Origin of the sequence: Peribacillus simplex NBRC 15720 = DSM 1321, from assembly GCF_002243645.1 — a bacterium.
In the GTDB taxonomy this organism is placed as follows: domain Bacteria; phylum Bacillota; class Bacilli; order Bacillales; family DSM-1321; genus Peribacillus; species Peribacillus simplex.
In genome coordinates this window covers 4,871,904-4,895,241 of sequence record NZ_CP017704.1, presented here as the reverse complement: position 1 = coordinate 4,895,241, position 23,338 = coordinate 4,871,904, and the positions used below count along the sequence as shown (strand labels likewise).

Here is a 23,338-nt window from a genome sequence, read left to right as displayed (position 1 = left end):
AAGCGCATGAGTAATTCATGGACCAACTCTATTTATAAGTTGTTCATTTAGAGTACACCCTGACTAACAGATTTGTTTCGATAATAAGCCGTTCTAAAACAAAAAGCACAGCCAAATGACTGTGCTTTTTTGTATATTATTCCAACGGATGATTAACAATCTATTAAAACCCAGTGAATCCACCAAAGAGATAGTTAGTGAGGAATGATATAATTTTGGTCATCCAATTAAAATACAGGAAAACCCCCATTACAATCATTATGTAACCACCTATTTTCATTATTCGCTCACTATATTTGTTAATCCATTTAATTTTTCCGATAAAAAAGGTTAAGAGTAAGAAAGGAATTGAAAATCCAATAATGTACCAGAGCATATAAAATAGCCCAGCACTCGGCTTTGTCATTCCCATAGCTATAACAGATGCTAAAATTGGCCCTGTACAATGTGTCCAGCCAGCTGCGAATCCCATTCCAATTAAAATTGTGCCAAGAAAACCAGATGGCCTTCTTTTGAATTGGATTCTTTTATCTTTCATTAGAAAGTTTATATTTATTAAACCTGTAATGACTAAACCAAAGAAAACAATTAAGCTAGCTCCTATTTGTCTTAGCAATTCTTTGTATTCAATGAAAAGAGAGCCTAAGAATGTACCGGATACTCCTAATACTATAAATATAATCGAAAAGCCTATTAAAAAGAAAATAGAGTGTAAGAGTGCTAATTTTTGCATACCTTTCTTATTCGCCAAATCTTCCACTGACATACCGTTATATAAGATAAAAATGCCTGATATATTGGCAAAGTACAAGGTAATTCCCATACGGTTTAGATTGATCTAAAAATGCCTGTACTTGACTCTCTCCTTTTGCCACATCCAGACCAACAACTGGATTCATTGTTTTTCCCTCCTCTACTTACTAACCAGTACCCCTAGTCCTCTATGTAGTGTCATAGCTTCGCTTGTTATTCGAGATCTACGTCCCAACCAGCCTCAAACATGTTTCTACAAGTAGGGGGCGGACAGTTTAGTTCACGGGATCAAGTCCCACGCACCCGTACGTCCTACCCTGGCTACTGATATAATAGATTCTATTAAAAAAAGGTCAACCAGTAAAAACTGGCTAACCTTATAATACGAACGCACCCGTTAGTTGATTAAGGGGATAGTCTTATTCTTTTGTTCTTAGTTGTCTCATAAGTACTTTAAATGGGGTAGCATAAGAGTCTTCATATTTCTTAATATGTTCTGTTAAAACAGTCCAATTACTTTCGTGGTGTGGATGTATTTGGGTTGTATCAGCAATACTATAGAGTTCACTTAAAAAATAAAGGGTTTCCCATACCAGAAAATCATTGTCCAATGTAAGTAACAGCTCAATGACATTTGGAATATAATTAAACGCTTTTTCAGGAGACATTCCGTTAGTAATTGATTCGAACGAATTACTAAAATACCATTCGTCATTATCTAGTCTATCTTCCCATCCCACATATATTTCTAATAGCCTACTATCCGTTTCAACCACGCTCCAAATCACAATCTATATTCATATTTTATCATTTCTTTTTAAACTAAACTCCCTCAATAAACTAAACACAATCTCACGATTGCTCTAGAATTCTTAGGATTTCATAGTCATATCATTAACCGTTATCTATGTAAGCTCGGCATTACTCCTCAAGGATAGGGATTTATCGAAAAAAGTGTATGCTAAACTAGCCAATTATAGGAAAAAATTGGTTTAAGCAATGTTATGATCGCACTTTTGGATATCCACATGTCTCATGGAGGTCAACCCTCCCATGTCTCACAGAGTCGATGCTCCTACATTCCTTCGTTCAACCTTTCCATGAGGTGGATGTCGGTCATGCTGCCCCACAGGATCTAAGTCCTCACGTTAGTTGCTTTGCCGACTAATCCGTGCTTCACTTTTAAATGAGTGTTAATTAAATGACCGTGTAACCTTAAAATTCAATGAACTATGCGACTGTTTGATGTACTACAAATGTTGCCATATGAGGGATATCCTTTAACATCTTGTCTTCTTGAAACGTAAATTGTTTTTTACCGATTGAAAACAGAATTCGAATAAGCTTGTTACACAAGGCTATCAGAGATTGCATTTTCTTTAAGGGATTGTGAGAACGTGTTGTGTAATATATATGAAGAGCTTTAAAAGCCTTGTTCTTTGCCACCAGTATCATGGCTGCCCGGAATAAGAGAGCCCTCAATTTCTTTCGTCCCCGTTTGGTAATCTTGGTCTGTCCTTTGTGCTTTCCGGATGTGTTTTCTTTTAAACTTAAACCTGCTAATTTTACGATTTGGCGAGGATGTTGATAGTCTCTGAGGTCGCCGACCTCTGCGAAAAACCCTGCTACTGTATCTCGACCGATTCCTGACACCTCTAACATCTGTGTGACACCTGGGATATGTTCTAATAACTGATCTAATTGATGATCTAATTCTTCGAATTTCACTTGAATAAAATCATACTTCTCTAGTAAAGCTCTCAACTCTAATTTTGCCATAGCTGCCCCTTGACGAATACCAATCGAACGATTGGCTGCTTCTTTGAGTGCTCGTATCTTCTTTAAGCCTATACTGCGTTTTACCACTTGTCTTAAGGAAAGTAAGAGCTCTTCATCCGTATAATTTACAAGTTGATGTGGCAAGGCTTCTAGCTTTAGAAAATGAATAGCTGCCTTGCCTTCCCAACTTTTGAACACTGTCAAAAATTCGGGAAAGTAACGATCAAGCCAGTTATGAACTTGTCCCTGAACGACCTGTAAGTCAACGTTGAGAAGATCGCGAAGTTTTTTGGCCACTCGGAGTTCTGCATAAATTCCTTGTGGAATTGTTGGTTCGGCATATCTTCCGTCTTTGACTAATTGTGCGATGACTTTTGCATCTTTCACGTCATTCTTTGTAGGTGAATTATCGTCTAATTCTTTACTTCGTTTAACATGTAGTGGATTGACAGATACGAACTTAATATTATTCTCTTTTAGAAGATGAGCTAGATTTAACCAGTAGTGACCGGTTGGCTCCATGCCTACAATCACTTGATTTAACTTACACTCTTTAACAAGTTGGTTAATCCAATCTAGAAACGAATGAAATCCTGCTTTCGTATTTTCAAAGAAACACGTTTTACCCAGTTCCAATCCTCTAAAATCCTGTGCTCTCGCGACATGATTGTGCTTGGCTATATCTACTCCGACAATTAAGGTTTCAGAAGTAATTTGAGTGATTTTATGATTTTGGTTATAATTCATTGTGAGACCTCCAAATAGATGTTTTTGTCCTTTTTTAGCTGGCCAGCTTAGGACACATTCATCTTATCAAGAGGTCTTTTTTCGTTCAAACCTCATTTTCAGTTATTACAGGAATGCTGCCCCGTTAGTTCCGTAAGAAAAAGCTGCCTTAAAGACAGCTTCGATCTTCAGCTAACGCACCCTTTAGTTCATTAAGACTTTTTGTAGAGTTGACACAAACTGTCAGTTAAGCAAAATTGAATAAATCAATAGGAGGACTCTAAACGGATTCCTCTTTTTTTATTAATATTATAATGAGTAGGGGGGTATTCTTCCAGATCTTAGTTTGTTAAAATTGAGTTGTTTTTATTTCAGGTTATTAGGGGAAGCTGATTTAGTTGTGAATTTATTAAAAGTGATATTAGCAGCAGTGATTTTATCTTTCATTATCTCTATTATTGGATCAATAATGGCCTATAATCCATATTTAGATAGAGATCCAGATGTATATTATCCTTCAATAGGTGAAAGTTTTATTTACGGTGTGATTTATTTAACTCCTGTGTTGATTATACTCAGTGTAGGTTCTTTTGTAGTCTATTCATCGTTACGTAAGAATAGGCGTTTATCAAAATGGGTTAAGGTGATAGTTAGTTTAGGGGTTGCAATTGGATTAGGAATAATCATTTCTTTAGCGATAAGTGAAGAAAGAAAGACAAATGATATATATCTAATACCTGAAGGATATGAAGGTGATGTTTTTGTATTTTACAATGTTAAAGGAGCTCCTGAAATCGAGAAAGAAGATGGCTATGAGGTGCATAAGATCAATGAAAAGGGCTATTATGCGACCAGGACTAAGGACTTGGACTACGGTACAATAACAGACAAATACTTCTATGTTGATGATAAACGACATAGAACACCTATAGAAAATAAGTGTGTAAGTACATTTGGAACAGGTGGAACTACTCTGGAGGATAATATAGATATTATTTATACAGGATTTAAGCTAAAAAAGGATAACTGCAGTGAGGAATTTTCGATGGAAGCTCAGAATGAAGATGGAAACGTACAGATGATTAATGATATTTTAAAGAAGTATTATAATATGGAACCACAATTATTTTAAAATTGTAGACTTCACAATTGGGAACAAACTATGCTTGATGAACTAACCTGCCCCGTTAGTTCCATAAAAAAATGTTCCGAACCCCCATATAAATGCTATATTAAAAATACTACGAACCACATAAACGCAATACCAAAATTTAATAGCATCTGCCTCTTATTTCCCTTTTTTAAAAAACTTTCAAATCCATCTATTATTGAACCAATTCCTAATAAAAGATATATATATTTTATTAAATTAAAATCATTAATTATACATAATATTAAAATTAAGCCCATTGCTATTATCATTAAATATCTAATCAGTATAAATGGTTTAGTACTTTCTCTTTTTTCAAAAAACAATCCAATTACATATTTCAACTTATTTGACACTAAATTTCCCCCATAAACTACAAACTGAATTTAATAAACTATACCATAAAGCAAACGGGGCTTCTTCAACTAACCTGCCCCGATAGTTGCATAAAGAAAAAGCTGCCTTAAAGACAGCTCTGACCTAAAGCAAAGGCACCCGTTTGTTGAATAATGAAATTTGAAATTTCACTCCGTCCAATCATAATAATTATCTACCAATATTGTACTTGTGTTTTCCGCCTCATCTTCATAAAAATCTCTATCCTCAATCCATTGTTGATAATGAATAATTTCGTGAGCCATACTATTAAAATAGCAAAAACAGCATCCTCTTCTCCTCGTTCAGATACTAATTCTTCATAATCCCCTGTTGCAACTCTAATGTAAGGCTCCACATCCTTATCGTAAGGAGCAAAAAACGTCGCACTTACCATCTCTTTAGTATCTAAAGTTTTAATTTGATAATCTTTCTTAATGTACACAACACACCTTATTGGAAATTTCTTATTTATTCGTAACCAAATAGCAAAATTTAAACAGGCTTGTCTTACTCTTGAATTAACACCTTGTTCGTACCTTACTCTTAACCCTGAACGTAGGTACTGTATATTAGACATCATATCTTTCCCCTTCTTCAACTAACCTACCCCGTCACTTCAATAAGAAAAGAGCCAGTAATGGCAGCCCTTATCTTTGCCTACTTATAGATCTTGTTGATTAACATTTAGTTCAATCAAATTACCATCAGGGTCGGCACAGAAAATTTGTGCGAATCCACTTTTCCCGTATGGTTTTTCAAGGATTTCAACTGCATTCTGTTTTAACCATTTAAGAGTGTCATAGTAGTTCTCGACTCTAAGGGCAAAATGACCTTCTCTGCTGGATAATCTTTTATCCTTACGAATCGTCTGTGAAGAGGGATCGACTATCAAGTGAAGTTGATGTCCCTCTATTTCATACCAGGCACCTGGAAAATCAAAATTAGGACGCTGTATTTCTTTTAAACATAAAGTTTTTCCATAGAATTCTTTTGCTCTTTCCAAATCTGTCACTGTAAGACTTACATGATGGAGGCATTTATATTTAATCAAAACCTTCACTTCTTTCATTTCAACTAATTTATTTTTTACCTTAGTCGTTTTGTGGCTAAGATGACCCCTCGCACCGCATCTGAAGCTTAATCGGTTAATTTATACAATTCGGCAACTAGAATCAATAATCCTTCTTCAACTAAACTGCGCTCGATAGATGTATAAAGAAAAAGCTAATTTAAAGTCAGCTTAGATCTTCGCACCCGATAGTTAAATAGACTATATAACAATCCTACTTCTGGTGATATTATTCTTGTATCTCTTTAATACTTCTTCTTCCACCGAAATAGGCGTGTCCCATTTTTTAGTTTTTCTACAGTTGTAAATAAGTATTTTTGATGCATTTTTTCTATTCTGTCATTAAAAGGACTTCGATTTTCACATAATTAATCACTTGGATTAATAAAAATTTATTTAAAAAATTCTTAATTTAATATACAATAACACTTAGTCTATATTTTTGCAGAATAGTTTTAATAATAAGAAAGGGGATAAATATGGTTCTAATTGGTGTTCTTTTAATCATGATTGGATTCGTACTTAGATTCAATTCAGCAGTTGTGGTAACGGTTTCAGCACTCGTAACGGGGATGATTGCCGGTATTCCCATTACCAGTATTATTACCCAATTTGGCGAAGCATTTACAACTAACAGGTACATGTCTATTCTAATAGTCACGCTTCCCGTTATTGGGCTGCTTGAAAAAAATGGTCTCCAGCAACAAGCTTCAAAGGTGGTATCAAAAATTAAAGCCATCACTGTTGGCCGGGTATTGACTATGTATTTATTGATTAGGGAAGTCGGAGCTGCTCTTGGTTTAAACAGCCTTGGTGGTCATCCGCAGACTGTACGCCCGCTGATTGCCCCAATGGCAGAAGGGGCTGCTCTATCAAAATATGGTAAGCTGCCTGAGAAAGAGCAGCAGGAAATCCGTGCACATGCTGCCGCTACAGATAATATCGGCTTGTTTTTCGGAGAAGATATTTTCGTGGCGGTTGGTGCAATTCTATTGATGAACGGATTTTTTGAACAAAACAATATCCCTGCTGACCCAATATCAATGGCGCTATGGGGAATTCCTACTGCCATCTTTGCTTTTATCGTACACGCCATTCGCCTCCGTATGTTTGATAAAAAGCTGGATAAACGTTTGGGCAATCGTGGAAAAAAATAAAAAACACTCCAAAGAGAAAGTGAGCATCTATTATGATATTCTCAGTTGAAATGATTTACGTATTGATGGGCATCATTGTTCTAGGCTGCTCCCTATATATTTTCACCGATCGGACGAACAGCCGCCGATTGACTACGGGAAGCTTTTACTTGATTTATTCAATTACATTAATGTTCGGCCAAATTATTCCGCCATTTTACATTGGGCTTATGGTTATTATTATGGTTTTAATCATTGCAGGTGGCGGGTTAAAGAAAAGCGAACATGTTGAAGAAAGCATTACTGTAAAGGAAGAGAGAAGGAAAAAGCTTGGCGGTCGTCTTTTCCTACCCGCCATCTTGATTCCTATTCTAACCTTAGCTGGTTCTAAACTGCTAGACGGTGTTAAAATTGGCGGAAAGGCTTTGCTGGATCCATCTAATGTAACGATGGTTGCTTTAGGTCTGGCGTGTTTGGCTGCCATTATTTTTGCGATGGTGATGACACGCGGAACACCTGCAGGAGCTGTGAAAGAATCACGTCGCCTGCTAGAATCTATTGGTTGGGCTGTATTGCTGCCACAGCTACTTGCAACATTGGGAACCATTTACACAAATGCAGGGGTTGGTACAGTCGTTTCCAAAGCTGTGACAGCAATCATTCCCGAAGGTTCTCTATTTTGGATTGTGGTCATTTTCTGTCTCGGCATGGCTATATTCACTATGATCATGGGGAACGCCTTTGCTGCCTTCCCAGTTATGGCTGCAGGTATCGCCATTCCTTTTCTGATTAACCAATTTGACGCTAATCCAAATCATATAGCTGCCCTATCTATGTTTGCGGGTTATTGTGGAACATTAATGACACCAATGGCTGCCAACTTTAATATTGTGCCGGCAGCCTTGCTGGACTTGAAAGATAAAAACCATGTCATAAAAGTTCAAGTTCCAACAGCTTTGGCAATATTAGCTTTCAATATCGTACTTATGTACGTACTTGTTTCATTAGGCGTATAGGAGGGATCTTCATGAAGCAAAAAGTGTTATTAACCGGGTTTGAGCCCTTTGGCGGAGAAAGAGTAAACCCTTCCTGGGAAGCAGTAAAACAGTTACATGGAGAAGTTATTGATGATGTGACTCTAGTTGCTGAACAAATCCCAACGGTATTCGGGAAATCAATTGCAGTAATGGAGCACCTTATCCAGCAGCATAATCCTGACATCGTTATCTGTGTAGGACAAGCCGGGGGACGGCTTCACATCACACCTGAACGGGTGGCAATCAATATCGATGATGCTAGAATCCCAGACAATCAAGGAAACCAGCCTATTGATGAGCCGATTGCAGACAAAGGACCAGTAGCCTATTGGTCTACGATCCCTATCAAAAGAATTGTCGAAAACATGAAGGAAAGCAACATTCCTGCATCGGTATCCCATACCGCCGGAACATTTGTATGCAACCATATCTTCTATGGATTAATGGACTATATCACCCGAACCTCATCAAGCATCCGGGGTGGATTTATCCATATTCCCTTCATTCCGGAGCAAACCATTAATAAAGAAGCGCCTAGCTTAAGCCTTGAGACAATTGTTAAGGGCATAAAAATAGCTGCTGTCACAACTGCTAAATATGAATCGGATATTCATACAGTCGGCGGGACGACCCATTAATTGTACCGTTTTTTACTTGTTTTAATTATAATTCATGATAGGCCTCCTGTTTATGATGTATTTGTCCTTTTCGCTTACGAGCTTGGGACACTTTCATCATATCAAGAGGTCTTTTTGTGCTCAAATCTCATTTTCGTTAATTACAATAATTCCCATAAAAAAGAAGCTTCTGATAATGAAGTAAAGCACCTGTTAGTTCATTACCGTTTTTTCCATAACCCACCTGAACAGGAAGTAAAGCCACAAGTTTCATAAAAGTTTTTATGTTTGGGATCATACGTTAAGGTAACAATTTCTAAACCATACCGTTCAGATTCGCTTAATAATTCTCTTACTAACTCCACAAAAATTCCCATTTTTTGATAATCAGGATGAACAATTATGTCTTCCATATAACCATGTTCTAATCCCATGCCAGCAACATAACCAAATGCTATAAGATTATTATTTTTTTCGTTTCTTACTCCAGCCCAAAAGTTACATCGTTTGAATAAGGTTGGGAAGTCTTTGTCTCGTCTTCCCCAACCAATCAGTTCCCTTAATTCTGGTACTTCATGATTAGATATTGGCATGTTTATTATGACCTTATAGTACATTTAATTCCCCTTTCATCATCTACAATAGAATTCAATATTATGAAGTCCTATTGCTTGTACAACTAATCTGCCCCTTTAGTTCCATAAGAAAAGAGCTGCCTTAAAGACAGCTCCGATCTTCAGCTAACGCACCCGTTAGTTCATTAAAAATTCATTAATTTTATTAATGCCTAACTCCTCCTGAAACAGGTGTAAAGCCACTTATTTTATAAAAGTTTATATTTAACTTTCTCATATGCCACAGTTTTTGAATAAAATAAGAAAGAATAATGTCCGGGTTTGGTGAGCATCAATAAGGAGCATCAATAAGATCGTAATATTTTGTAAAAGACTTAATTCCTATGTGACTAGTAATATTACCCTTTTCATTTTCAAACAAAAAGCCATCTTCAAATTCTCCAATATAATTCTCACCTTCATCTTCCATATATTTAATAAATGGCTCGTAGTTGCCTTGTTTTACTATGTATTGATCAGGGTTTTGCCAAACACGTACCATTTCAACATCTTGAAATGTTAATTTTGTAAATGCAATTGCTAACGGAATAGGATTTCCCTCTTGAAAAATAACATCCCTTTTTAAAAATACTAGTACAAAAATTAAAGCAAGTATAATAACAAAAACTCTAAAAAACTTTGACTTAAACATTGATTTCAACCTTTTTATCCCTCCCCTCAATTATTTATTTTAATAAATATAATATTAACATATAATACTTTATTCTAAATGAGCTAACCTGCCCCTTTAGTTCCATAAGAAAAAGCTGCCTTAGAGACAGCTCCGATCTTTAGCTAACGCACCTATGCCTATCCAAGGGGTGGAGGCCAGTTATGCTATCCTGATGGGTCGATGTCCTTTTGTTCAAGAAATCTGGTACTCCGTACATATTTGAAATCCTACGAATAAGCCAACATTCGTAAAAAGAAAAAGTCTATGAAAATTAGTTTTTGAAGGTTCCCTTCGAGAACCCTATTAAAAAATCCCCCTTTAAAACTAGGCAACCAGTTCAGTTATAGGTTGAACTTTATCTGCACAATAAGACTCGTTTCTGCGTGCTATTCCAACAAATATCCTGGCTAGCTTACCTACCAATTTAATAATCGATTTCATTTTCTTCATTTTTTTCACCTTAACATTATGGGTGTGAATGGCTCGAAATTCCGTGTTATTCATCACAAGGCTCATGGTGGCTAAGTAAAGGAAACGCCTTAGCCTGGATCGCCCTCGCTTAGAAATGACAATTTGGCCTTTCCACTTTCCAGAGCTTGCTTCAGCCAGATGCAACCCAGCGTGCCGAAGTAAAGAATTACCGTGTGAAAAACCACTTAGATCTCCTGCTTCACCTAATATTCCGGCTAAAGAAATTTCACTAATTCCCTTAATGGCAAGAAGCTTCTTGGCAAAAGGTATTTGTTTTAAAACATCCTTAACCTCTTGTTCCACTCTTTCGAGCTGCGAGGTCATACTCCTCTATTAATTGTTCCAAATGGAATTTATACGCTTCAAGTGCTTGTCTTGTGCCGACAGATTTCCTAGCTAACTGAAGAAGTAATTGAGCTTTCTTTAATCCAGGCTGCCTCTTCATTATTGATTTCCATCCTGAAACAACATCATGAGGTTTCAGGGAACGCAGTTCCATTGGAGATGGAAATAAACGAAGTGTGGCGATAGCCCCTTTACCAGTAATGTCTTTAAATACTTGCCTGAGTTCGGGAAAGACAATATCCACCCAACGGTTTAATTGATTAATCGTGCTAACGAGTCGTTTAACTACCACATCACGGTTAGACATAAGGACCCTAAGTATTTCAAATGATTCTGAGGTGTTCCTGACAAAGGCGTAGTAACCGTTCTTCACCATATCAGCGATGACCAGGGCATCTTTCTTATCACTTTTGGACTGAGTATTATCACGGTTTTCTTTATTCCTTTTTACTAAGTGAGGGTTTACTGTTACTACCTCAATTCCATAGCCACTTTGAAAGATTAATCCAGTAATGGCCTGTAGGTTCCATTCCCACGATGGCTGCATCCAGTTTATTTAATCTTTGAAGCTTATCCATCCATTTTAATAAACTAGCAAATCCATCTTCATTATTTTCAAATGCAAGTGGATCTCCGACTACAATTCCACGGAAATTCACTGCTCTAGCCACATGTAATTGTTGGGCAATATCCACTCCAACAACAAGGTGTTTATCGGAAATTCTTTCTATTAGTTGATTTTGTTTATCTTGCATTTTAAACTTCATATTAGGGTTCCTCCTAAAGTTTTGAGTTAGAGTGGTGTCTTACTCATATCTTACTGAGGAGCCCTATTTTTTTCAAAGCTGAAAAATAACGAACTACAGGAATGCTATCCTGGCCCGTTAGTGACATAAGGATTTTTAAACAACATTATTATTTTTTAATGACTTTATTGTAAATTAAACAACTTTATTATCTCTGTACAGTAGCGTCAGGAAAATGCGGATTTACAACGTTAAGGAAGTTTCAATATTAAAAAACCTAATTTCTCAGCATTAAATGAGAAATTAGGTTTTTTCATTAATAGAAAAAGACTTATAAGTATTTATCACTAATCACTTTCATATGGTGTAACTCGTGCCCGACAATGCCATATGCAAAGGTACCTATCGAAACTGGGCTGTCCATTACAGTTCCATTACGATCCCACGCTGCATCATCAATGGTTGAAATAAGACTTAACGTGTTGGAGCGTACCGTGTCTAAACCAGCTAGTAGCTGCTCCCAGGATAATTTGTTGAAGTTTGCCGCAGAAACGTATTGATCCTGATCCATTGCTGGGAGTGGTGCACTTTCATTTCGTGCAATGGCAAGCATTCGATACGACATCACACGTTCCACGTCGGCCATATGCCCAATCACTTCTTTTAAAGTCCATTTCCCTGGTGCGTACGCCTTCCTTGCTGACTCCTCTGATATGCTGCTCAAGAGGGTAATGGTCTTAGTTCGTTGCTTACTAAGTATTTCTTCAATATCTCCATCCGGCACAAGACTAACATACCTATCATACTCTGGATTTTCAATAGATAATGGTCGTGGACGCACAAGAATCCTCCTCATCGGAATAGTTAATTATGGTTCTAGGCTAATATTCGACTTTCAAGAAGATATTTCCTTTATTTGATATTTAATTTCATTACCGCAAAATAATTGCAAATTAAACAACTTTATTATCTCTGTACAACTGATTTATGCAGTTAACATAATACAGATAATAATGGATTAATTCACTTTTTATTCCACTAACCTGCCCCGATAGTTCCATAAGAAAAAGCGATCCTTCACTGCCCCTATAGTTGCATAAGAAAAGGAGCTGCTGATCAGCTCCTGGTAATGAAGTAAAGCACCCGTTAGTTCATAAAGAATTACAGTTCTTTATAAACAAATTCTCTGTACTTTATAAAATTTTGCTTTTTATAGAAGTCCTTTGCAACACTGTTCTCAAACCAATAATCTAATTCTATTAAATCTATTCCTCGATCTTTTGCAATTTCATATATACATTCCATAAGACTTGAACCATAACCCTTATTCCTCTTTGTTTCTACAATGCTAATCTGGTGTACATAAACAGACTTATATCCTTTTTTTAACGCATTTTCCGGATATTCTCTTATCTCTATCCAAGCATAGCCAAGTGCTTCTTCGTTATCTTCTAACAAAAGGAAAATGAAACTTTCGTTATGAACCAGACTTTTGAAAACTCCCTTCACATTTTCATAGTTATATTCCTTAAAGTATTTAGGATATAAATTTGAATGTAAATCGTGCACATATTTATTTAATTTAGCGACCAGATTGAAATTCCTAGTTTGACTAATTTTCATAACAAATCCCTCATCTATCTTTCACTTTTTTAAATAATTGTACCTTTTTATGTAATTTCGGGAAATTTTTAATATTTTGCTTAGTGAACTATCCTGCCCCGTTAGTTGTATAAACAAAAGAAGCTCCCAGATGGCATCCGAATCTTCAATTAAGCACCCGTTAGTAAATAAGTACCCTTTTGATTGCAATGTACCTATTTGTAAAAAAATATATATGTTTTCAATTTAACTCCACCAAAAACAGCAAGTTCCATCCACTTAAAATAGCAATCTGTATGGTTAAAACCCATTTCACTTAACCAATTCACCTGAATATTTACTCTTTCAAATATATTATCTTTTTTATCGTGGTGACTATAATATTCCTTTGAAACTTCTTCTCGGTCTTTAATGAAAACAACCCTTAAGGAAAAATTAAGCTTCTTTCGGGATACTGGTTTCAATGAAGCAGAAAGGAGCAAAGTGATTATGTAAATATAGAGGTAATTTGGAGGGAAATTGTCTTCCGTATTAAAAGAAACAGTTTAGTTGTTAAGCCGACAGATTTAAAAACGAGAACAATAAATAGATAACTTAATTAAAAACAAACTTTTTAGGAGGAATTTATTATGAAGAAAAAATTATTTGGTTATGTGATGGCAGGAGCATTAGGAGTTAATATTCTAGGGGCAGCTTCTACGACGTTTGCTGCAAGCAATGATATCCATAATACAGCTTCGAAGACGCAAGTGGAAACATCCGTTTCACACCAAGTATCTTCTAAACAAAATTCAGAACTCAAAAAACTTCAGAGCCAAGCAAAAGGATTTAGCATTAAAATAGAAGGGAAAACTGTAGATCAGTTAAAGAAAGAAATTAATGATTGCAAAGACCTTCAAAGCCAGGCTAAAAAACTTGGTATTAAACCAGATGGTAAAAATCCGGATCAATTAAAGAAAGAAATTAACAAGGGCAAAGATCTACAAAGCCAAGCTAAAAAACTTGGTATTAAACCAGATGGTAAAAATCCGGATCAATTAAAGAAAGAAATTAATAAGGGCAAAGATCTTCAAAGCCAAGCTAAAAAACTTGGTATTAAACCAGATGGTAAAAATCCGGATCAATTAAAGAAAGAAATTAATAAGGGCAAAGATCTTCAAAGCCAAGCTAAAAAACTTTGTATTAAACCAGATGGTAAAAATCCGAATCAATTAAAGAAAGAAATTAATGATTGCAAAGACCTTCAAAGCCAAGCTAAAAAACTTGGTATTAAACTAGATGGTAAAAATCCAGATCAATTAAAGAAAGAAATTAATGATCATAAGCAACCTCAAAACCAAGTTAAAAAATAATACAGAGAGAAAGTAATTAGTTTTGCTCTTTGATTTAATGGCTCATCTTTATATAGATGGGCTTTTTATGATTTTACATAACACGTACAAGGGCCTGTGACGGCATCGCATGTCTAGATTCGAATTGGATATCTTCTATACTGATTCTTAACTATAATCTTGATATGGTTCATCTTATATATCACGGAATTATCCAGATCTATTGTCACAACCTATAAGAATTTCGTTTGGGTGTGGTGGGTTTACAGTTTCGTTCATATCAGTTGAATAAAGAAAAAGCTGCCTTAAAGACAGCTCCGATCTTCAGCTAAACCAGCTAATAGGATGTCAATATCTTTCTCTAAAATTTTCATTTCCCTTATGATATACTATTTTTGTTCATGACAAATAACCCTCCAAAACCCTTTTGGAAGGATTTTTCTCTGTTTCATAAAACCGTTAATTAGGCTAAATCTAGGAACGTTTCTTTTCTCTTTAATAAAGCATAAATCCAATGAAGCAACTTATTCATACAAGCAACGATTGACACTTTGGCAGGTTTTCCTTCTGATTTTTTCTTATCATAGAATGCTTTAAGCTTTTTGTTCCTTGAACTTCTTATGCCGCATAGTACGGCAAGATACAGAGAATGAAGTAGTCTGCTCGAACCTCTTTTTGTCATACGATTAATGGTTGCCGTAAACTTACCCGATGAGTGAACACTTGGATCTACTCCAGCGAAGGCAACCAGTTTTTTCGGATGATTAAACCGATCGATTTCACCGATTTCAGAGATAATCGTGGCTGCGATTTTTTCTCCGATACCCGGAATCGATTGGATGATCTTATATTCTTCCAGTTCATTTGCCAGGGCCACTATACGATCTTCCAAATCGGAAAGGTGTCCCTGGTAATGAAAAAGCAACTCAATATACATACGAAGATTGATTACGTGACTTTCATACACGCTTTTTTGAAATGGATTTCTAGATGCGGAATCCATTATTTTTTTTGCTTTTTCCCATGCCCATTCACTCGATCGGCTAGAACAGAACTCTATAACACTCTCTGCTAGTCTACTTTCTCCGGCTGTTAATACCGCCTCTGAAGTAGGATATTCCTTTAACATCAATAAAGAAACCTTCGAATATAGATCCCCAAAAACCTTCCGGTATTCAGGAAACACTTGATCTAAAATGGTGTGAAACTGAAGTTTAGCTTCCACATACATATTCGTTACGATTTCCTGTTGTCTGGACAAATTCCGAAGGTCTAATAGCTGAATTCCTCTAATTTTATGAGGTTCTAAATCCTCTTTGTAATACAGCACACACAACTGGTACGCATCGATAGCGTCTGTTTTCACCTTCCGTAAACTGGACTTCTTTGCCTGATAAGAAATAATCGGATTTAGTAAGATATATAGAATCCCTTGTTCCTCCAGGTATTGAATAACGGGAGAATGGTAATGCCCTGTAGATTCTAAAATGACCATAGGCATCTGCCCTGTCACCTCTTCAATTTCTTTTAGAAATTCTAAAAAATGCTCTAACTCCTCTTTGATATGCTTCATTGAAAAGCTCTTCCCATACGGTTTAGATTGATCTAAGAATGCCTGAACTTGACTCTCTCCTTTTGCCACATCCAGACCAACAACTGGATTCATCGTTTTTTCCTCCTCTACTTACTAACCAGTACCCCTAGTCCTCCATGTAGTGTCATAGCTTCGCTTGTTATACGAGATCTACGTCCCAACCAGCCTCAAACATGTTTCTACAAGTAGGGGGCGAACAGTTTAGTTCACGGGATCAAGTCCCACGCACCCGTACGTTCTACCCTGGCTACTGATATAATAGATTCTATTAAAAAAAGGTCAACCAGTAAAAACTGGCTAACCTTATAATACGAACGCACCCGTTAGCATTCCTGTAGATCGTTAAATATCAGGTTTGAAAAAAATAGAGCCCCTCAGTAAGATACGAGTATAGAGACCAATCTAACTCAAAGTCTTAAGGAGGAAGCCCTACTATGAATTTTAAAATGCAAAACAAACAAAATCAACTAATTGAGAGAATTACGGATCAACATCTAGTTGTTGGTGTGGATATTGCCCAACACTTACACGTGGCCCGTGCTGTAAACTTTCGGGGCATTGTGGTCGGGAAACCCTTGTCTTTTGAAAATAACGAAGAGGGTTTTACTCGATTACTAAACTGGATCCAGGAACTAAAACAAATGAAAAACCTAGACACAACGATAGTCGGAATGGAACCTACCGGACATTATTGGATAAACCTTTCAAAGTGGCTAGTCAAACAAAACATGGATGTCGTCACCGTCAATCCTCACCATGTCAAAAGAAACAAAGAAAATCGTGATAATACGCAATCCAAAAGTGATAAAAAAGATGCCCTTGTCATCGCTGATATGGTGAAGAATGGCTACTATGCCTTCGTTCGTTCCACTTCAGAATCATTTGAAAAACTTCGTGTCCTTATGGCTAACCGAGATGTGATCGTTAAGCGTCATGTTAGCTCCATCAACCAAATTAATCGATGGGTGGATGTGGTCTTTCCCGAGCTCCGGCAAGTGTTTAAAGACGTATCATGTAAAGGGGCAATCGCAACCCTACGCCTCTTTCCTACCCCAGCTGAATTATGTTCCTTACAGCCTCAAGATATCGTAACCGGTTGGAAATCATGTATGAAGCGACATTCCGGGCATAAAAAAGCCCGTTCCCTGCTTGTATTGGCCAAGCGTTCAATTGGTACGAAACAAGCCCTTGATGCGTATAAACTTCACTTGGGACAATTATTAGAGGAATATGATCTCGCTTCATCCCAACTCGAAAGAGTGACGCAAGAAGTCACAAACGTCTTGGAACAGATTCCATTCGTTAAGCAAATACTTGCCATTAAAGGAATCAGCGAGATTTCACTAGCGGGAATCTTAGGAGAAGCTGGAGATCTGAGTGGGTTCGCTCACGGGAATGCGCTCCTTCGTCATGCAGGATTGCATCTCGCTGAAGCAAGCTCTGGGAAGTGGAAAGGCCAAATTGTTCTTTCCAAACGTGGAAGATCACGCCTGCGGCGTTACCTCTTCCTTGCGACCATGAGTCTAGTGATGAATAACCCTGAGTTTAAAGCCCTACACTCGAATAATGTTAAAGTGAAGAAGATTAAGAAAATGAAATCCATCATGAAACTTTGTGGAAAACTCGCCCGTGTCCTAGTAGGTATAGCTCGTAATGGCTCTGCCTATAAACCGGAAATGATCTTCCCATTTGAACAACTAGCAGCGTAAATTTACATTCACATTGTTATTTAACGAAAGTTGGCTTATTCGTAGGATTTCAAAGAAAGCACGAAGTACTGGATGTAATGAACAAAAGGGCAATGACCCGTTCCGTTAGCAAAACCGGCCTTCACCCCTTGGATAGGCATGACGAAGGAATGAAAGGGCATAGGATTATGACCCGTTGAGACATGGGAGGGAAAGCCTCCAGGGGCAGCGTGGAGAATGCGTGCAGTATATGTAATAATATGGGATTTTCAACAGATCCCCTATTTCAATCTGCCCTCATCTTATCAAAACGGTCCTATCTCTTGCGTTCATCTATAGCAACCTATACCATGTGGTTTGAAATCCTGCGAATAAGCGAGTATTCGTGAGCATTATCTATTAAACTGAGGGAGTTCATTAAGAAATTCAACAACACCTTTACGAACTTCAACAAAAAAATAGCCCCTACTCAAATCGAGTAAGGGCTTTTCAATGTATCGCATTCAAAAACAAGGTGTAAACTTATGGTATACATAATATTCTTTTGTATTCATCCTGCACAACAAAAAAACCATCTGAAGAAGAATATACACAATGATAATTTACTTTGTTCTCATCCCTCTTTTTGTTAATACATTTGTTAATTTGTCAATTTGCTGTTGCATTTTTTCAAGCTTCTCATCTAATTCTTTTTGATCTTGTTTTTCTTTTTCTGTTTCAATGATTACCTCATCCATAGCAGTTAAAACTGCTATGGCTGCAATACCGTCTGCAATAGTGGTAAGAATAGCAGCTGTTAGCCCAAGTCTGAGACTAGGACTTATTGGCGATTGTTCATTTTGTTCTGACTTTGAATAGGTATTATTCATACAATTGCCCCCCTCATTCGACAATGTTAGAAAAGTTCAATTTAAAACTTATGTTCAAGGGTTTGTGGTAATACATTTTCTTGCAATATTGCTTACCTTGAATAGGTATAGTCATTTTTAATAAAAAACCCCGGCCAAAAATCCCCGCAATCGCCAATAAAAGGAGACATACAATTACTCCTAATAAGTTTTAAGGGGTTACTTACATTTAAGTTATGTTCCACATAGGTAAATGACACAGTTTTTTTAAGAGTAGCTTTGCACTACTCTAACGTATGCCTTATGCAACTAACCTGCCCCGATAGTTTATTAATAACAAAATAAAAAGGACCCTCGGCCCCTTAAAAATACTTTCTATACAAGTCTCTCCGCATTGCACCACTTAGATATGCATACATTTTTGTGGTTTCACTTTTTTCATGACCCATTAAATTTTGAATCACTTCTAGAGGCGCTCCATTATTCAATAATTTTGTAGCGTAACTATGTCTAAGCTGGTGGGGATGAATGCTCTTTTTAATGTCCGTTCTCTTTGCTATCAGTTTTATAACGTTTCTCGCTTGAGAAATACTCATTCGATGGGGTGCGCGTGTTGTCACAAAAAGTGCTTCCTCATGATCTTTTCGCTCACTTAAATAACGCTTCAACCATATTTCACAACGAGTATTGAAATATACTTCTCGTTCTTTATTTCCTTTACCTAATACGATTGCTGATTGATTAGAAAAATTGATTGAAGTCCTCTTTAGTGTTATTGCTTCACCAATTCTGCATCTTGTTGAGTACATAAACTCAAATAAAGCATTTTCGAATGTTGTATGACAAGCTTCCCGCAAATGTTCAATTTCCTCTTCAGACAGGTATTTTGGAACCCTTATTTCGGGTTTTGGTTCCTTGATTTTTGAAGCAGGATTTCCATTAATTATATTTTCATCTTGTGCCCATCTAAATAAAGATTTAATAAAACGAATTCTGTGACCAAGACTGGATGGCTTAAGCTTTTCAGCTGCTTTTCCCAGGTAAACTTTAAGAGAATTAGTTGAAAATTCTCGAATGGATATATTTCCAAAACTCTTCACCAACAAGTTAAATTGAACGTAATATGACTTTAATGTTTGTGGAGAATAACCTTGGATTTGCTTATCTGCTTTATATAAACTCCATACTTCAGTTAAGTTCATACCTGTTTCTCTCCCATCTATACCATAATCTTATTAGACAGTATAGACAAATAAAGAACAATTATACTAGATTAGTAGATTTTTAAAGGCCCCCTTAGTTGAAGCAAGTACGTTTATTAGTATTCATCTATATTTAGCCATTGACCTTCTGGACCTATGGTTATATGTGGAATTTCATTCGATTCAAAGAACTTGCAAATATCAATGTTTTTCTTTTTTGTTTTATACCAATGTTTGGTAACATCTACGTTAGAAAAAAACTAATATTTCATTTATGGTAGACCTTAAATAAAATTCATATATAAATTGTTTTTGACTGTCTCTTACAAAACCCAAATACCCTTTCGTTTCCTTGACTATTGAAAGTTAAAAGTCAATCATCAATATCATAATAATAACCTTATTTATCAAGGATTAAGTAGGTTACCTACATGTTTTTTTCTTTTCTAGACTCTAATTATCCACATATAATGATTAGCTTCATGATCATCTTCACCTAATCCGTTACAAAATATCTTTCCCCTATCATTATACCTTAAATATCACAATCGGCTAGATATGACTTCGTTTTTACTGAACTGATATTAGAAAGCATAAAATGATTGCTTTACTACGGTGAAGAGTGGGATTTTCAGTCTGATGATAAAATCCGTCCAAATATAGGGAGATTAATATGCAATAAAAAGCCCGTAGTCATTGTACTTGAAGTACCAGCCCCTGCAATTGTTCCACCAGTTGCAATAATTTTTATCGTTGACTTGTTTCTCATGTTATCTCTCCTACATCTTTTTTCACCTAGCTGGCCTTCTGGGTTTATTTTGATTTAATACCTGCACCACAAAGAGGTATGATTATTTTTTCTTCGGGTGCCTTTTTATACTTGATGTATCCAGCATAGTTTACTGCTGATGTCACTTCCACATAAAATCCTTTCTCACTAAGCTTAGCGCGTGCACTCAGAATCTCATCTTCTTCAATATCAATAAACGTACCATTGGTATTACGTACAGCTTCTAAAATTTGTTTGGAACGCGCTGGTGCAGCAATAGCTATCCCTTCCGCTAAAGTACCTCTATTCGTAACAGGTTGTGCTGATTCCTCCCCTGTTTGGTAAGCTTTCACAAGAGGCGCACAGTTCTCCGCTTGAATGGCAACGATTTTCGGTATTTTATCAATTAATCCATTTTCCAATAACTCTTTAAAGCCATAGTACGCACCTAGGAGAAGCGTACCGTTTCCAACCGGAATAAATAAAGCATCAGGCACACCATTTAATTGTTCATAAATTTCATAGGCATATGTTTTCGTTCCTTCATAAAAATAAGGATTATACACATGACTTGCGTAAAAAACTTTTTCTTCGTCTACTGCTTTTTGTGCCGCAGCTGCAATGTCCTCTCGTGTACCACGAATCTCTTTAATCGTTGCTCCATGGGCTTTTATTTGAGCGATCTTTTTCGGTGAAGTTTCATCACTTAGATATATATCACAGGCAATATTACAACGTGCTGCATAAGCTGCAATCGCCGTTCCTGCATTACCACTACTATCAGCAATTACTTTTGATACCCCTAATTCTTTTGCCTTTGTCATCAAAACAACGGCTCCTCGATCTTTAAAGGATAATGTAGGCATCATATAATCAACTTTTACATACGTATTTGGCTCCATAGGATCTAGAACGATTAAAGGTGATTGACCTTCACCCATTGTCACGGATTCCCATGTCTTAGAATCTTTTGCGAATGGCATGGTTTCAAAATAACGCCATAATGAGTTTGGATAGTTATTCCAAGCTGCAATATCAACTTTTGGGGTATCTTTTACTATGTTTAATACTCCGCCACATTCACATTTCCATAGAGTTGGTGTAATATCATGCTTTTTGCCACAACTGTTACAAATAAATTGTTTCATCATTTATCAATCCTTTCGAATAATTTTTTATATAAATTAGACTTTTTTATATAAAACAGATAAAAAAATATAACTAAATATATGCAATGGCATCAATTTCAATTTTGAATCCAAAATGTAATTCATTAGTTGGTACAACGGTACGAGCTGGTTTATGTTCACCGAAAAATTCCTTATAAACAGCATCTACTTTATCCCATAATTTCACATCCGGAATATATAATGTCATACGCAAAATCTGCTCTTTTTTACTTCCAGCTGCTTCTACAATCATTTCCACATTCTTAAGTGCTTGTAATGTTTCTTCTTCGATGGTGCCAAATTTCTTTTCACAGGTTTCTGGATTAATGGCAAATTGCCCTGATACATAGACAGTGTTCTGATGAACTGTTGCTAATGCATAGTGTCCATTTGATTTTAAATTTCCTACTTCAAAGATGCTTTTCATTTGATTCTCCTTAACTTGATTTATTTTTGATTTCATCCAAATAACTATAAACTGTTACTTTGGAAATGCCTAACAAAGATGCGACCTTCTCAACAGATCCTTTCATTAAAAAAATGCCTTTTTCGTCCATAAATCTTATTAATTCAATCTTCTCATGGCGTTTCATGACTGGATGAACACTGTTTTGAATGATTTGTTGAATCAATTGATCCACTATTCCTTCAACATTTTCAATATCATCATCTGATTTTGTTTCATTCTCTTGAACTTCAACTTGTGTAGCAAGAAAAGTATTCATAAATTGTTGCATTTGATTCAGTGCTTCAACATCAAAATTTATGCAGAAAGCACCAATCACTTTTTGCTTAGAATCACGTATTAATGAAGTCGAAGAACGAATAGTACGCTTATCTTCTGTTACAAATGTATAACCTGCAAGATAATCATCTTTAAAATCTTCTGATTGTAATACAGTCTTCACTAGGTGATCAAATGATTGACCGATTTCTCTTCCTGTAACATGGTTATTTACTGTAAACATTACAGATGCTTGAGGGTTCGTCAAATCATGAATAACGACTTCACAGTTTGGTCCAAACATTTTTGCAGTAGATTTTGCTATAGGGATATAACTCTCTAATACTTTCTTAATTTCTTCCATGTCTAATTACCTCATTTATTAAATTCCATTCAATTATATATTTTTTTATATAAAAAAAGCAATATGTAGATTTTTTTATAAAATTTTAATAAATTCATCTTAAGGATTAGCAAATCACCTAAATATGAATGATTAGATAGGCTTTCTTTAACTAAACTGCTTCGTTTAAGTACGTTTCTTCACAACCTTCATTTTTCTTACTAAACAATATGGCCCAATTGTTGAACAAAGATCAAACCGCACTCTTGGACTATCCTGCCCCGATAGCTCCATAAAATAAATTCGTTGTCGCTTTCATAAAGAACCTTTATATCTATATTTCCAAATTCAATGGCACTTGGTTTAGTTGGGATTACAAAAAGCGATCCTTCTTACATTTAAGAAACGCCACCCGTTTTTTGAAGATGTTTTACTGTTATTTAGAAAAGGATTCCATTAACCAAACAATATTAGAATCTTTCCAGATTTTGTGGAGAGTATAAAAATATACAATAACAATAATATATTCAGGAGCTATTTAATTGTTATTTTAAATGCATTAAGATTGTTAAAA

Annotated in this window: 22 protein-coding genes and 2 pseudogenes; 6 read left to right on the top strand and 18 right to left on the bottom strand. The window is 36.1% G+C overall.

The window, feature by feature from the left end; all coding sequences use genetic code 11:
* Positions 1–163 precede the first annotated feature (163 nt).
* From BS1321_RS23675 to BS1321_RS23665, 3 genes and pseudogenes are all read right to left on the bottom strand, one after another.
* Positions 164–813 (bottom strand): annotated as a pseudogene (locus BS1321_RS23675) (cytochrome c biogenesis CcdA family protein); the annotation flags it as partial.
* Between the two features lie 359 nt (positions 814–1,172).
* Positions 1,173–1,529, bottom strand: coding sequence for an ABC transporter (locus BS1321_RS23670; RefSeq protein WP_094246731.1), 357 nt, complete (start codon positions 1,527–1,529; stop codon positions 1,173–1,175).
* 454 nt (positions 1,530–1,983) lie between these two features.
* The gene (locus BS1321_RS23665; RefSeq protein WP_094246622.1) at positions 1,984–3,279 is read right to left on the bottom strand and encodes an IS110 family RNA-guided transposase; all 1,296 of its coding nucleotides are present in this window, start codon (positions 3,277–3,279) and stop codon (positions 1,984–1,986) included.
* A gap of 379 nt (positions 3,280–3,658) precedes the next feature.
* Here BS1321_RS23665 and BS1321_RS23660 point away from each other — a divergent pair, with 379 nt between their 5' ends.
* Entirely contained in the window at positions 3,659–4,390 is a 732-nt protein-coding gene (locus BS1321_RS23660; RefSeq protein ID WP_144481123.1) for a DUF6843 domain-containing protein, read from the top strand.
* Between the two features lie 95 nt (positions 4,391–4,485).
* Here BS1321_RS23660 and BS1321_RS23655 read toward each other — a convergent pair whose 3' ends face one another.
* The 3 genes from BS1321_RS23655 to BS1321_RS23645 form a co-directional block, all read right to left on the bottom strand.
* On the bottom strand, positions 4,486–4,764 hold the full coding sequence (locus BS1321_RS23655) for a hypothetical protein (protein WP_063236528.1): 279 nt from the start codon (positions 4,762–4,764) through the stop codon (positions 4,486–4,488).
* 194 nt (positions 4,765–4,958) lie between these two features.
* Complete coding sequence (locus BS1321_RS23650; protein ID WP_081113116.1) at positions 4,959–5,363, bottom strand: hypothetical protein; 405 nt, start codon at positions 5,361–5,363, stop codon at positions 4,959–4,961.
* An 84-nt stretch (positions 5,364–5,447) separates the two neighbouring features.
* Complete coding sequence (locus BS1321_RS23645) at positions 5,448–5,837, bottom strand: VOC family protein (RefSeq protein WP_063236527.1); 390 nt, start codon at positions 5,835–5,837, stop codon at positions 5,448–5,450.
* Positions 5,838–6,334: 497 nt separating this feature from the next.
* On the opposite strand from BS1321_RS23645, the gene BS1321_RS23640 reads away from it, so the two are divergent.
* From BS1321_RS23640 to pcp, 3 genes are read left to right on the top strand one after another with little or no spacing between them, the layout of a single operon-like run.
* Entirely contained in the window at positions 6,335–7,012 is a 678-nt protein-coding gene (locus BS1321_RS23640) for a DUF969 domain-containing protein (RefSeq protein ID WP_063236526.1), read from the top strand.
* Between the two features lie 32 nt (positions 7,013–7,044).
* On the top strand, positions 7,045–8,007 hold the full coding sequence (locus BS1321_RS23635; RefSeq protein ID WP_063236525.1) for a DUF979 domain-containing protein: 963 nt from the start codon (positions 7,045–7,047) through the stop codon (positions 8,005–8,007).
* A gap of 11 nt (positions 8,008–8,018) precedes the next feature.
* The gene (gene pcp, locus BS1321_RS23630) at positions 8,019–8,666 is read left to right on the top strand and encodes a pyroglutamyl-peptidase I (RefSeq protein WP_063236524.1); all 648 of its coding nucleotides are present in this window, start codon (positions 8,019–8,021) and stop codon (positions 8,664–8,666) included.
* Between the two features lie 200 nt (positions 8,667–8,866).
* Here the strand turns inward: pcp and BS1321_RS23625 are convergent, their stop codons facing one another.
* The 5 genes and pseudogenes from BS1321_RS23625 to BS1321_RS23605 all read right to left on the bottom strand — a co-directional run bounded on the left by BS1321_RS23625 (position 8,867) and on the right by BS1321_RS23605 (position 13,117).
* Positions 8,867–9,262, bottom strand: coding sequence for a GNAT family N-acetyltransferase (locus BS1321_RS23625; RefSeq protein ID WP_063236523.1), 396 nt, complete (start codon positions 9,260–9,262; stop codon positions 8,867–8,869).
* 289 nt (positions 9,263–9,551) lie between these two features.
* On the bottom strand, positions 9,552–9,920 hold the full coding sequence (locus tag BS1321_RS23620; protein ID WP_063236522.1) for a hypothetical protein: 369 nt from the start codon (positions 9,918–9,920) through the stop codon (positions 9,552–9,554).
* Positions 9,921–10,256: 336 nt separating this feature from the next.
* Positions 10,257–11,515 (bottom strand): annotated as a pseudogene (locus BS1321_RS23615) (IS110 family RNA-guided transposase).
* A gap of 310 nt (positions 11,516–11,825) precedes the next feature.
* A complete protein-coding gene (locus tag BS1321_RS23610) occupies positions 11,826–12,335 on the bottom strand; it encodes a DinB family protein (protein ID WP_063236571.1) in 510 nt (169 codons plus the stop codon).
* A 320-nt stretch (positions 12,336–12,655) separates the two neighbouring features.
* The gene (locus BS1321_RS23605; protein ID WP_063236572.1) at positions 12,656–13,117 is read right to left on the bottom strand and encodes a GNAT family N-acetyltransferase; all 462 of its coding nucleotides are present in this window, start codon (positions 13,115–13,117) and stop codon (positions 12,656–12,658) included.
* 608 nt (positions 13,118–13,725) lie between these two features.
* Here BS1321_RS23605 and BS1321_RS23595 point away from each other — a divergent pair.
* Complete coding sequence (locus BS1321_RS23595) at positions 13,726–14,448, top strand: hypothetical protein (protein WP_094246655.1); 723 nt, start codon at positions 13,726–13,728, stop codon at positions 14,446–14,448.
* A 442-nt stretch (positions 14,449–14,890) separates the two neighbouring features.
* Here BS1321_RS23595 and BS1321_RS23590 read toward each other — a convergent pair whose 3' ends face one another.
* Positions 14,891–16,093, bottom strand: coding sequence for an IS110 family RNA-guided transposase (locus tag BS1321_RS23590; protein ID WP_094246654.1), 1,203 nt, complete (start codon positions 16,091–16,093; stop codon positions 14,891–14,893).
* A 362-nt stretch (positions 16,094–16,455) separates the two neighbouring features.
* On the opposite strand from BS1321_RS23590, the gene BS1321_RS23585 reads away from it, so the two are divergent.
* Positions 16,456–17,730 (top strand): IS110 family RNA-guided transposase, encoded by a 1,275-nt coding sequence (locus BS1321_RS23585; protein WP_063236581.1) that lies wholly within the window; start codon positions 16,456–16,458, stop codon positions 17,728–17,730.
* Positions 17,731–18,311: 581 nt separating this feature from the next.
* Here the strand turns inward: BS1321_RS23585 and BS1321_RS23580 are convergent.
* The 6 genes from BS1321_RS23580 to BS1321_RS23560 form a co-directional block, all read right to left on the bottom strand.
* Positions 18,312–18,578, bottom strand: coding sequence for a hypothetical protein (locus BS1321_RS23580; RefSeq protein WP_063236109.1), 267 nt, complete (start codon positions 18,576–18,578; stop codon positions 18,312–18,314).
* A gap of 341 nt (positions 18,579–18,919) precedes the next feature.
* The gene (locus BS1321_RS23575; RefSeq protein WP_063236108.1) at positions 18,920–19,759 is read right to left on the bottom strand and encodes a tyrosine-type recombinase/integrase; all 840 of its coding nucleotides are present in this window, start codon (positions 19,757–19,759) and stop codon (positions 18,920–18,922) included.
* 631 nt (positions 19,760–20,390) lie between these two features.
* A complete protein-coding gene (locus tag BS1321_RS27665) occupies positions 20,391–20,528 on the bottom strand; it encodes a hypothetical protein (RefSeq protein ID WP_155726537.1) in 138 nt (45 codons plus the stop codon).
* Positions 20,529–20,572: 44 nt separating this feature from the next.
* On the bottom strand, positions 20,573–21,676 hold the full coding sequence (locus tag BS1321_RS23570) for a threonine synthase (RefSeq protein ID WP_063236107.1): 1,104 nt from the start codon (positions 21,674–21,676) through the stop codon (positions 20,573–20,575).
* A gap of 73 nt (positions 21,677–21,749) precedes the next feature.
* Positions 21,750–22,124, bottom strand: a complete 375-nt coding sequence (locus tag BS1321_RS23565) for a RidA family protein (RefSeq protein ID WP_063236106.1) — start codon at positions 22,122–22,124, stop codon at positions 21,750–21,752.
* A 10-nt stretch (positions 22,125–22,134) separates the two neighbouring features.
* Positions 22,135–22,785, bottom strand: coding sequence for a helix-turn-helix transcriptional regulator (locus BS1321_RS23560; RefSeq protein WP_063236105.1), 651 nt, complete (start codon positions 22,783–22,785; stop codon positions 22,135–22,137).
* Between the last annotated feature and the right edge of the window lie 553 nt (positions 22,786–23,338).

Excerpts from the sequence above, each read along its gene's own strand:
- BS1321_RS23665 (WP_094246622.1), bottom strand. The coding sequence starts at position 3,279 with ATGAATTATAACCAAAATCATAAAATCACTCAAATTACTTCTGAAACC.
- BS1321_RS23650 (WP_081113116.1), bottom strand. The coding sequence starts at position 5,363 with ATGTCTAATATACAGTACCTACGTTCAGGGTTAAGAGTAAGGTACGAA.
- BS1321_RS23640 (WP_063236526.1), top strand. The coding sequence starts at position 6,335 with ATGGTTCTAATTGGTGTTCTTTTAATCATGATTGGATTCGTACTTAGA.
- BS1321_RS23635 (WP_063236525.1), top strand. The coding sequence starts at position 7,045 with ATGATATTCTCAGTTGAAATGATTTACGTATTGATGGGCATCATTGTT.
- pcp (WP_063236524.1), top strand. The coding sequence starts at position 8,019 with ATGAAGCAAAAAGTGTTATTAACCGGGTTTGAGCCCTTTGGCGGAGAA.
- BS1321_RS23625 (WP_063236523.1), bottom strand. The coding sequence starts at position 9,262 with ATGTACTATAAGGTCATAATAAACATGCCAATATCTAATCATGAAGTA.
- BS1321_RS23605 (WP_063236572.1), bottom strand. The coding sequence starts at position 13,117 with ATGAAAATTAGTCAAACTAGGAATTTCAATCTGGTCGCTAAATTAAAT.
- BS1321_RS23595 (WP_094246655.1), top strand. The coding sequence starts at position 13,726 with ATGAAGAAAAAATTATTTGGTTATGTGATGGCAGGAGCATTAGGAGTT.
- BS1321_RS23590 (WP_094246654.1), bottom strand. The coding sequence starts at position 16,093 with ATGAATCCAGTTGTTGGTCTGGATGTGGCAAAAGGAGAGAGTCAAGTT.
- BS1321_RS23585 (WP_063236581.1), top strand. The coding sequence starts at position 16,456 with ATGAATTTTAAAATGCAAAACAAACAAAATCAACTAATTGAGAGAATT.
- BS1321_RS23580 (WP_063236109.1), bottom strand. The coding sequence starts at position 18,578 with ATGAATAATACCTATTCAAAGTCAGAACAAAATGAACAATCGCCAATA.
- BS1321_RS23575 (WP_063236108.1), bottom strand. The coding sequence starts at position 19,759 with ATGAACTTAACTGAAGTATGGAGTTTATATAAAGCAGATAAGCAAATC.
- BS1321_RS27665 (WP_155726537.1), bottom strand. The coding sequence starts at position 20,528 with ATGAGAAACAAGTCAACGATAAAAATTATTGCAACTGGTGGAACAATT.
- BS1321_RS23570 (WP_063236107.1), bottom strand. The coding sequence starts at position 21,676 with ATGAAACAATTTATTTGTAACAGTTGTGGCAAAAAGCATGATATTACA.
- BS1321_RS23565 (WP_063236106.1), bottom strand. The coding sequence starts at position 22,124 with ATGAAAAGCATCTTTGAAGTAGGAAATTTAAAATCAAATGGACACTAT.
- BS1321_RS23560 (WP_063236105.1), bottom strand. The coding sequence starts at position 22,785 with ATGGAAGAAATTAAGAAAGTATTAGAGAGTTATATCCCTATAGCAAAA.